The organism is Kitasatospora sp. NPDC024654, assembly GCF_055559155.1.
In genome coordinates, this window is record NZ_JBVHLF010000030.1 from 53,410 (window position 1) to 62,819 (window position 9,410).

Annotated in this window: 10 protein-coding genes; 3 read left to right on the forward strand and 7 right to left on the reverse strand. The window is 73.6% G+C overall.

Annotated features, from left to right (window positions below):
- Positions 1-84 precede the first annotated feature (84 nt).
- From ACZ38L_RS19390 to ACZ38L_RS19415, 6 genes are all read right to left on the reverse strand, one after another.
- The gene (locus tag ACZ38L_RS19390; RefSeq protein ID WP_465694575.1) at positions 85-1,197 is read right to left on the reverse strand and encodes an LLM class flavin-dependent oxidoreductase; all 1,113 of its coding nucleotides are present in this window, start codon (positions 1,195-1,197) and stop codon (positions 85-87) included.
- Between the two features lie 32 nt (positions 1,198-1,229).
- Positions 1,230-2,009 (reverse strand): ketosynthase, encoded by a 780-nt coding sequence (locus ACZ38L_RS19395; protein WP_465694579.1) that lies wholly within the window; start codon positions 2,007-2,009, stop codon positions 1,230-1,232.
- A gap of 5 nt (positions 2,010-2,014) precedes the next feature.
- A complete protein-coding gene (locus ACZ38L_RS19400; protein WP_465694583.1) occupies positions 2,015-3,202 on the reverse strand; it encodes a beta-ketoacyl-[acyl-carrier-protein] synthase family protein in 1,188 nt (395 codons plus the stop codon).
- Positions 3,192-3,455 (reverse strand): acyl carrier protein, encoded by a 264-nt coding sequence (locus tag ACZ38L_RS19405; protein WP_465694587.1) that lies wholly within the window; start codon positions 3,453-3,455, stop codon positions 3,192-3,194. The genes ACZ38L_RS19400 and ACZ38L_RS19405 overlap by 11 nt, the downstream gene beginning before the upstream one ends.
- Complete coding sequence (locus tag ACZ38L_RS19410; protein WP_465694590.1) at positions 3,452-3,730, reverse strand: acyl carrier protein; 279 nt, start codon at positions 3,728-3,730, stop codon at positions 3,452-3,454. Before ACZ38L_RS19410 ends, ACZ38L_RS19405 begins: the two co-directional genes overlap by 4 nt.
- An 85-nt stretch (positions 3,731-3,815) precedes the next feature.
- Positions 3,816-4,652, reverse strand: coding sequence for a 2-amino-3,7-dideoxy-D-threo-hept-6-ulosonate synthase (locus tag ACZ38L_RS19415; RefSeq protein ID WP_465694594.1), 837 nt, complete (start codon positions 4,650-4,652; stop codon positions 3,816-3,818).
- A gap of 290 nt (positions 4,653-4,942) precedes the next feature.
- Between ACZ38L_RS19415 and ACZ38L_RS19420 the strand changes: the two genes are divergently transcribed.
- The 3 genes from ACZ38L_RS19420 to ACZ38L_RS19430 all read left to right on the forward strand — a co-directional run bounded on the left by ACZ38L_RS19420 (position 4,943) and on the right by ACZ38L_RS19430 (position 8,356).
- On the forward strand, positions 4,943-5,794 hold the full coding sequence (locus tag ACZ38L_RS19420) for a thioesterase II family protein (protein ID WP_465694599.1): 852 nt from the start codon (positions 4,943-4,945) through the stop codon (positions 5,792-5,794).
- Between the two features lie 36 nt (positions 5,795-5,830).
- A complete protein-coding gene (locus ACZ38L_RS19425) occupies positions 5,831-7,372 on the forward strand; it encodes an MDR family MFS transporter (protein WP_465694604.1) in 1,542 nt (513 codons plus the stop codon).
- Between the two features lie 228 nt (positions 7,373-7,600).
- Positions 7,601-8,356 (forward strand): AfsR/SARP family transcriptional regulator, encoded by a 756-nt coding sequence (locus ACZ38L_RS19430; RefSeq protein WP_465694609.1) that lies wholly within the window; start codon positions 7,601-7,603, stop codon positions 8,354-8,356.
- 45 nt (positions 8,357-8,401) lie between these two features.
- Here ACZ38L_RS19430 and ACZ38L_RS19435 read toward each other — a convergent pair.
- The coding region (locus tag ACZ38L_RS19435) for an FAD-dependent monooxygenase (protein ID WP_465694613.1) at positions 8,402-9,410 on the reverse strand (1,009 nt) is incomplete at its 5' end.

The following is a 9,410-nucleotide window of genomic DNA, read 5'->3' on the forward strand; positions in this document are numbered from 1 at the left end:
CCCCGCACCACCCCCCCCCCCCCCCCCCCCCCCCCCCCCCCCCCCCCCCCCCCCCCCCCCCCCCCCCCCCCCCCCCCCCCTTCCCTAGCGGGCGGCCGCCTGGGCCCGGGCCTGTTCCGAGACCCACGCGTACGACCCGGCGACTCCGTTCAGCGCGCCGTTGAACCGGGGTGCCACGAAACGGGCCAGCAGCTCGAAACTGCGCTTCAGCGCCGCCCGGTCCGTCCAGTCCAGCACGGTGACCAGCAGCCGGCCGAACCCGCCGGTGGTCTTCTGCACGTCCCGCAGCGCCGCGACGCACTCGTCCACCGACCCGATGATCGTGGCGCGCCGGTCGATCAGCTCCTCCAGCGCCTTGCGGGCCGCCGCCCGCGAGTCCACCGGCGGCGCGCCGACCAGGCTCCAGTACTCGTTGCGGTAGCGCATCCAGCCGTCGACCAGCTCGTCCAGCGCCCGCGCGCGGCTCTCCGAGACGTGCACCGACAGGGCGACCCGCCAGTCGGCGCGGTCGAGCGCGCGTCCGTGCTCGGCCGCCGACTCCTCGGCGTACCGCCACTGGCCGGCCAGGTCGTCGATCGAGGCGCCCGGCCGGGGCGGGACGCCGAAGGAGAGCGGGCTGATCCCGTACTGTCCGGCCAGCCGCATCCCGAACGGGGAGACCGCGCTGGACACCGCCATCGGCAGCCCGGCCGCCGAGCGCGGACGCAACTGCAGCCTGGCGTCCCGCAGTTCGAACCAGTCGGTGCGCCGGGTGACCGGCTCCTCGCCGGTCAGCAGCTGGTGGATCACCTCCAGCGACTCCGCGGTGCGACGGCGGGTGTCCGCCGGGTCGATGCCGAGCATGTGCATGTCGGACGGGATCGAGCCGGCTCCGACACCGAGGGTGAAGCGTCCGTGGGTCAGGTGGTCCAGCTGGACGGCCCGCGAGGCGACCATGAACGGGTGGTGGTACGGCAGGCTGACCACGCCGCTGCCGAGCCGGATGTGTCTGGTCCGCTCGGCGGCGGTGGCGATGAACAACTCGGGCGAGCTGACCGTGCCCCAGCCGGCCGAGTGGTGCTCGCCGACCCAGAGCTCCTGGTAGCCCAACTGGTCCAGCCATTCGGCCAGTTCCAGGTCGCGCCAGAGGGCCAGCGCCGGGTCCTCACCCAGCGGGTGCAGCGGTGAGAGGAAGGCGCCGAAGCTGATTCGGTCCAACGGGAACTCCTCGGGTGGGATCGGTCGGGACATCAGGCGGCGGGCTGCCGCCCGGCCTGGGGGCAGAGCGCGGCCAGCGGGGCCAGCCAGCCGTAGGCGGAGAGCACGGACGCGGTGGCGTCGGCCCGGGTGGCCGTCCCGCCGGGGTCGTCCGCGCCGGCCCGGCGCAGCAGCAGCGCCACGGCGGCTTCGCCCCGCGGCGGCGCGTCGAGCGGGCACGCGTCGCCCAGGTGCCCCCGGACCCAGTCGACGCGTTCGTTGGCCGCGATCTCCACGCCGATCACCAGCACCTGGTCGAGCCAGTCGTCGTCCAGCATGACCTCGGCCAGTCGCAGCGCCTCCGGGGCCGGCTCGGCACGGGCGGAGACACAGCTGATCGGGCCGGTGATGCCGTACCGCTTGCTGAGGTGGCCGAGCACGGAGGTGGTCACCGACTGGAAGAACAGCAGCGGGCTGTGCACCTGGCCCTCGACCATCCGCCGGCTCGCGGTGTCCAGGGTGGTGGTGTCCCCGAACACGGTGGCCAGCACGATCGCGGTCCGCTCGGCGCGGGCGGCCGACAGGCCGGATCCGGCCTGCGGCCCACCGAGGCAGGCGTCCGTGACGGTGGCGACCAGCGGGCTGAACCGCGAGGTCACGAAGCCCGGGACGTTGGGCAGTTCGACCGGTGCGGCACCGGGCAGGCCGTCGGCGGCCGGCCCCCACGGGGCCAGGCACGCTCCGGCCACGACGACCAGCGGCTGTTCGAGTGGTGTCTGCATCGGGTTCCCCTCCGCGAGCTGCGCGTCGGTCTTGAGTGGTGGCTTGCGCACGGCGCTCACACCCGCCTCAGCACCAGGGCGGCGTTCACCCCGCCGAAGGCGGCGTTGAGCGAGAGCGCGTGGCGGACCCGGGCCGGGCGGGCCAGGTTCGGCACGTAGTCCAGGTCGCAGGCCGGATCCGGCTCCCGGTAGCCGATGGTGGGCGGCAACACGCCGTCCCGCAGCGCGAGCAGCGTGATCACCGCCTCCACCGCGCCGGTCGCTTCGAGCATGTGGCCGGTGCTGCTCTTGGTGGAGCTCACCGGCACGTTCGGCGCGTGCGGGCCGAAGAGCCGGTGCAGCGCCGCCGTCTCGGCCACGTCGTTCAGTGGGGTGCCGGTCCCGTGCGCGTTGACGTAGCCGATCTCCCGCGGCGCCAGCCCCGCCCGGCGCAGCGCGGTGGTGGCCGCCCTGGCCAGCCCCTCGCCGCGCGGGTGCGGCTTGATGACGTGGTAGGAGTCGGCCGCCAGGCCCCAACCGGCCAGCTCGGCCAGCACCTCGGCCCCGCGCCGGCGGGCGCGCTCGGCGGACTCCAGGACCAGCACCGCCGCGCCGTCGCCCTGCAGCAGCCCGGCCCGGCCCGCCGCGAACGGGCGCACGACTCCCTCCCGGCTCAGCGCCTTGCCGGAGTCGAACTTGGCGAACACGTCCTCCGTGACCAGGTAGGCGCCGCCGCACACCGCCGTGTCCACCGTTCCGCGCCGGATCAGCTCGGCACCGTGCGCGATCGCGTTGGTCGAGGCGACGCAGGCGTTGACGAAGGCCAGCCGCGGGGTGCCGAGGCCGAACGCCTCGCCGATCCGGTGCGGCAGCGCGGCGGGCAGGCTGTCCAGGGTCCGCGGGTCGGTGCTCCCCTCGGCGTGGTCGGTCCAGAACCGCCGGGCCGCCGCGTGGTCCCCGTTGGTGCCCAGCAGGACGGGGGCACCGAGGGCGTCGGTGCCCGCCATCCGCAGCGCCTCGGCGGTGCACGCGTGCAGCACCTCGGCCTGGGTGGGCGTGTACCCGGGCTCGACCGGGACGCCCGGGATCTCCGGGCCGGCGCCCTGGTAGGTGGCGGCCCGGTCGGCGTGGAAGGGCGTCGGGTCGAAGCGGGTGACGGGGACGAATCCGGGCCTGCCCGCGAAGACGCCCTGGCGCAGCGCGTCGGCGCCGAACCCGAAGGCGGTCAGCACGCCGAAGCCTGTGATCGCCACCTCAGCGGGCACGGTGGGCCTCCTCCCGGCCGGCACCGGCGGGCAGCAGCCGGAGCAGGTTGCGGTGCAACGCGCCCACGGACTCACTGGCGGCCAGCTCCTCCTCGTCCTCCTCGGCGACGACGATCCCGTGGCGCTCCTCCAGCAGGTGGACCAGCCAGGTGAAGGTGAGCGAGTCGAGGACGAGTTCGGTGTCGCTGTGCCAGTCGCCGAGGGGCAGGCCGCCGTCCTCCAGGAGGCGGACGACCTCGACCTCCGCGATCACCGGGCCACGCTGCCGACCGCCGGTGCCGACCGCCGGTCGACCACGGTCGCCACCAGCGAGCCGAGGTCCGCGACGACGGCCGGGTCGAGTTCCTCCTCGGGCAGCTCGATGCCGAACCGGGCCTCGAGTTGGAGCACCAGCTCGATCATGGCGAGCGACTCCAGGCCCAGGCCCTCCTCGCCGAGCGGCAGGTCGTCCTCGACCCGGTCGGGCAACGGGAGGTTGATCACGTCCCTGATCACGGTCAGGATGAACTCACGGGTCTCTTCATGCATTGCGGTGTCTCCGTCGATGGTTGTGCGAAGCGCTGCGCCGGCCGGAGCCGGGGCCGGGGCCGTCACGAGGACCCCGGCCGTCCGCTCAGCGGACCGGGACGGGCTGGATCGGGCTGAGCCCGTCGGCGGTCAGCGAGCCGTCGTGGGTACCGGCCGGGGCCTGGTGCACCACGGCGGACAGCGCGCGGATGACGCGGGCGGGCGAGCCGCTCTCGAAGAAGGCGCGCCCGACGGCGAGTCCGGCGCAACCGGCCGCCATCACGCCGGTGGCGAAGGCGGCCGGGTCGACGCCGCGGTCACTCGGACCGCCGGCCGCCAGCACCGGGATCGGGCAGCTGGCCACCACCTCCGCCATCCGCTCCAGTGGCGCCGACCAGGTGGTCTTCACCAGGTCGGCACCGAGGTCGGCGGCCACGTTGACGACGTGGGCGAGCAGCAGCGGGTCGTGCGGATCGGCGATCCGCCGGCCGCGCGGATACACCATCGCCAGCAGCGGCACGTTCCAGCGTCGGCAGGCCTCGGCCACCGAACCGAGGTCGGCCAGCTGCCGGCTCTCGGTGTCGGAGCCGATGTTGACGTGTACGCTCACCGCGTCGGCGCCCAGCCGGATCGCCTCCTCGACGTCACCGACCAGCACCTTGGCGTCGACGTCGGGCGCGTGGGCGGTACTGGCACTCAGGTGCACGATCAGCGAGCAGTCCCGCAGCAGGGCCGGGTCGATGCTCGCGGCCCGTCCCTTGTGCACCACGACGGCGTCCGCACCCCCCTCCACCGCGGTGCGGACCAGTGCGTTGAAGCGCGAAGCGGCGACGATGGGGCCGTCGCCCACCGAGTGATCCATCGGTACGAAGAGGAAGCGCTCGTCGCAGTGGCGGGACAGCCGCGCCAGGCGGACCGCCGTCCCGCCGGAACTTGCTCTCATGATCCACCTATCGGCTCGGGGAATTGACGTTCGCTGACCGAGTCTCGCCCGCTGCGCCGGTGTCGTTACCCCTCGAACGGACTGCCCCTGCGAAGGCGCGGCGGAGCGCACATCGAGGTACCCGACCGGTCAGGTCACCCGGGTCACCCCCGCGGCCCTCGCACGGTCAGCTCGTTCGCGGCTGCGTGGACCGGGTGGGCGGTGGCACGGTCGGGGGCGACGGCCCGGTCGGGGTGGCGCATCCGGGCGGCTGGACGGAGAGGGGCGGTCGGATGGCGGCGGGGGCGGGAGTGGGCGGAGCACGGGATCCCTGGATCCGGCCGGCGGCCGGGCTCGGTCCGGCGCGGCCGGTCCGGCTGTTCTGCCTGCCGTTCGCGGGCGGCGGCGCGGGGATCTACCGCGACTGGCAGCGCGCGGCACCCGGCGGCGCGGTGGGGGCCGCCGCCGAGGTGGAGGTCCTCGCGGTGCGACTGCCCGGGCGCGAACGGCGGCTCGCCGAGCCTCCGTTCGACGACGCCCGGGTGCTGGCCAAGGAGCTCGCCGGCGCCCTGGAGCCGTACCTGGACCGCCCCTACGGGATCTACGGCCACAGCATGGGCGGCATCGTCGGCCTCGCCCTGGCACACGAGTTGGCCCGCTCGCCCCGTTCGCGCCGGCCGCTCGCGCTCTTCGTCGGTGCCGCCGTGGCGCCGAACTCGCTGCGCGCCGAGCCGGAGTGGCGTGGCTCGGACGCCGAGTTGACCGGGTGGCTGCGGCGCGCCGGCGGCACTCCGCAGAGCGTGCTGGCCCGGCCGACACTGCTGGCCCGGGTGCTGCCGGTGCTCCGGGCCGACCTGGCCGTCTTCGCGGGTTACCGACCGCGGCCGGGCGAGCGGCTGACCGTGCCGATCCGCGGGTTCGTGGGCGCCGCCGACCCGATGGCCACCGCGGCCGCCATGGCCGGCTGGGCGGCGGAGACCACGGCCGGCTTCCACCTCTCGTGGGTGCCCGGCGGCCACTTCTTCCTGGCGGAGTCGGGCCGGCGGATCCTCGACGCGATCGCGGAGCAGCTGCTCGCCGCCGCGTCATCGGCCCCGGCGGCAGGCCCCGGAGCGAACTATTCGACAACTGTTGCGCAGATGACAAGTGTTGTGGAACCATGACGCTCCGGGGTCGAGCATCGAAGGGGAAGACCACTCGTGAACACAGCCCAGGCGCCGGCCGAGACGGCCGCCTCCGACCGCATCACTCCAGAACTCTGGTGGCTCAGCGGCATCATGGCGTTAGGCGGCTTCGCCAGTCTGTTGGACGCGACCATCATCAACGTCGCCATCGGGCCGCTCGCCAAGGTGTTCAACACCGACCTGCCCACCGTCCAGTGGGTGGTGACGGGGTACCTGCTCGCGATCACCGCGGCGATCCCGATGAGTGGCTGGGCCACGGCTCGGTTCGGCGCGAAGCAGACGGTCATCTTCGCCCAGGCCGTCTTCCTGATCGGCTCACTGCTCTCCGGACTGGCCTGGTCCGCTTCCAGCATGATCGTCTTCCGGGTGATCCAGGGCGTCGGTGGCGGCCTGGCGGTCCCGGTCGGCCAGGCGCTGCTGGCCCAGGCGGCCGGGCCCAGGCGACTGGGCAGGCTGATGTCCATCGTCACCGTCCCGGCCCTGTTCGCCCCGCTGATCGGTCCCTCGCTCGGCGGCATCCTGGTCGACCACGTCAGCTGGCGCTGGATCTTCTTCATCAACGTGCCGTTCTGCGTGCTCACCATCGCGCTGGTGCTGGCCAAGGTGCGCAACCCGGTCGCCCCCTCGGCCGCGGCCAAACTCGACGTGACCGGCCTGGTGCTGCTCCTGCCCGGCCTGGCCCTGCTGATCTACGGTCTCTCCGAAGCAGGCTCGGCCGGCGGCTTCGGCTCCGGCAGGGTGATCGGGGGCCTGGCGGCTGGCGCCGTGCTGCTGGTCCTCTTCGCCGTGCGGGGGCTGCGGCGCCGCTCGGAGGCGCTGCTGGACCTGCGGCTGTTCGCCGTTCCCAACTTCAGGTCCGGCACCTTGGCCGGGATCCTGATGAGCATGGCGATGTACGGCGTGCTCATCCCGTTGCCGATGTACTTCCAGGTGGTGCGCGGCACCAGTGTGCTGACGTCCGCTCTGCTGCTGCTCCCGCAGAGCATCGGCTACCTGGTGGCGATCGTCCTGATGAACGGCCTCACCGCCAGGCTGGGGGTCCGGAACCTGACCGTCATCGGTATCCTGCTCGCCGTGCTCGGTACCGTGCCGTACGCGCTCATCAACGGCCACCCCGACCAACTGCTGCTCAGTGGAACCCTGGTGGTGCGCGGGTTCGGCCTCGGGGCCTCGATGCTGCCGACCATGACGGTCGCCTTCGCCAGCGTGCCGCGGGAGACCGCGCCCAGCGCGACGAGCGCGTTCAACGTCTTCCAGCGGATCGGTGCCTCCCTGGGCACCACGGTGCTCACCGTCGTCCTGCAGCAGAAGCTGAAGGGCAGGCTGCCGGTCGGTGTGCGCAGTCTTGATCAGGTGAAGCCCGGTGGCCCGGTCGCCCACGGCCTGGCGAGCTCCTTCGGGGCGCCGTTCTGGTGGGCGATGCTCTTCACCGCGCTGGCGCTGCTGCCGGCCCTCTTCCTGCCGGGGCGTCAGCCGGCCGCCGCCCCTTCCTCCGCCGAGGCGCCGGATCCCGCGCCCGCTCCGGGGACGAACGGTGCGGCGGTGCTGACTGACTGACGGCTTTCGGCGGCAGTCCGACCTTCCGTCGGTGCGCGGGCCCGCGCACCGACGGAAGGTCTTCGGTCGCTACCGTCGACCGGTCGCCACTTCCCTCGGTCGTCACTTCCCCAACGGTTGGATCGTTTGCGGATATTATGACGAGATGGCGAGGGGGCGCCGACCAATGCCCTTGCCCGAAGACCGGTTGGCAATCGCCAACCCCAAGATCTTCGAGCGGAGTCGAGAGTGAACGCCTTCAGGATTCTCGGGGCACTCGAGTTGTTCGACGGGCTGGTCTGGAAGCCCGTCGAAACACCGAAGATCCGGATCCTGCTAGCCGTGCTGCTGTCCGCCTCCGGCCGGGTCATCTCGATCGAGCGACTGGTCGAGGAACTCTGGTACGAAGGTGCGCAGCAGAAATTCGATCAACGCAACCTGGTCCAGCAGTACGTGATGCGGCTGCGCCACCAACTCGGCGACCGGGACCGCAGTGTCCTGGTCACCAAGGCCCCCGGCTACCGGCTGGTCTTCGACCCCGCCCGGCTGGACGCCCACCGCTTCGAGGTCCTGCACGCGGAGGGCCAGGGCCTGTTCGCCACCGGCGCCGACCAGCGGGCGTTCACCGCCCTCGGTGACGCCCTCGCCCTCTGGCGCGGCGGCGCCATGGATGACGTCCCCACCTCTCCCATCGTCCGGGCCGAGGCCGAACGCCTCGAGGAGGCCCGCCTGGCCGCCGCCGAGATGCGGATCGACGCCAGCCACCGGATCGGCGGCCACGCCGCCACGCTCGCCGAACTGCGCGCCCTGCGCCGCTCCAACCCGCTGCGTGAGGGCCTCTGGGAGAAGGAGATGATCGCCCTCCTGGAGTGCGGCCGCCGCGCCGACGCCCTCGACCTCTACCAGCGCGCCCGCCGCACGCTCCACGAGGAACTCGGCCTCGAACCCGGAACCGCCCTGCGCCGCCTCCAACAGCGCATCCTCACCGAGGACTTCGCCCGCTAGCACCCGCTGCCGGTCCGGCGCCGGCCCGGCTGCCACCGGGGCTCCTCAGGCGGGTCGACGCGTTCCCGGCAGCGGGGTGTCCCAGTCGAGGAGCCGCAGCAGTTCCTCGTCCACCCGTGGGGCGGGGCGCTCGGAGTCCCGCGCCGGTGGCCCGTCGGTGCCGGGCGGCGGGGTCCGGTCCGGGGTCCTGCTGGCGGTGAGTTGGGCGCTCACCGTGATGTTCCGTTCGACGCGGGGCCGGCGGTGCTGCTCGTAGGCGTCCAGCGCCGCGCCGGGGGTGTCCGCGTCGCGCAGCGCCTTGGCCAGCACCACGGCGTCCTCGAGTGCCATCGAAGCGCCCTGGCCGGTCGCGGGCGAGGCCGCGTGGGCGGCGTCACCGATGAGCACCGTGCGCCGGCCGTGCCAGCGGGTACCGGGGTTCAGGTGCAGGGCGTTGGTCGCCATCAGCTTGTCGTCCGTCGCCGCGACGATGTCCGCGGCGGGCGTGCGATCGGGCCGCAGGATCGGCAGGAGGTGATCCCGCCACTGCCCCGGCGTCGTCCTGGCGACCACCTCGGCGGTCAGCGCCGGGCCGGGTACCCGGGCGAACCAGAAGGTCTCGCCGGCGGGAGAGACCAGGTAGCCGAACGCGGCGCCGCTGCCGCGAACCATGGTGATCCGGCCCGCCGCGTCGTCGGGCGTCGCCGCCTCGGTGGTGTACCCGTAGAAGACACGCTGACCCGCGTAGTCCGGCCCCGCCGCGGTCGGGTCGAGCTGGGACCGCACGGTGGAGTGCAGCCCGTCGGCTCCGACGACCAGGTCGCCGCTGGCCGAGTCGCCGTCCGCGAAGGTGACCGTGACGCCCGTCGCGTTCTCGGTGACGGAGGTGAGCCGCGCCGCGTGCCGGATAGGGATCCCGCGGCGCCGGACCTCGCTCTGCAGCGGGGGGGCGAGGTCGGGGGGGGGGGGGGAGGGGGGGGGGGGGGGGGGGGGGTGGGGCGTGGCGAGAGGGGGGGGGGGCAGCTGGGGTCCTGGCTCTGTTGCGAAGTCCCTGGTGGTGGGCGGGAATCCCACG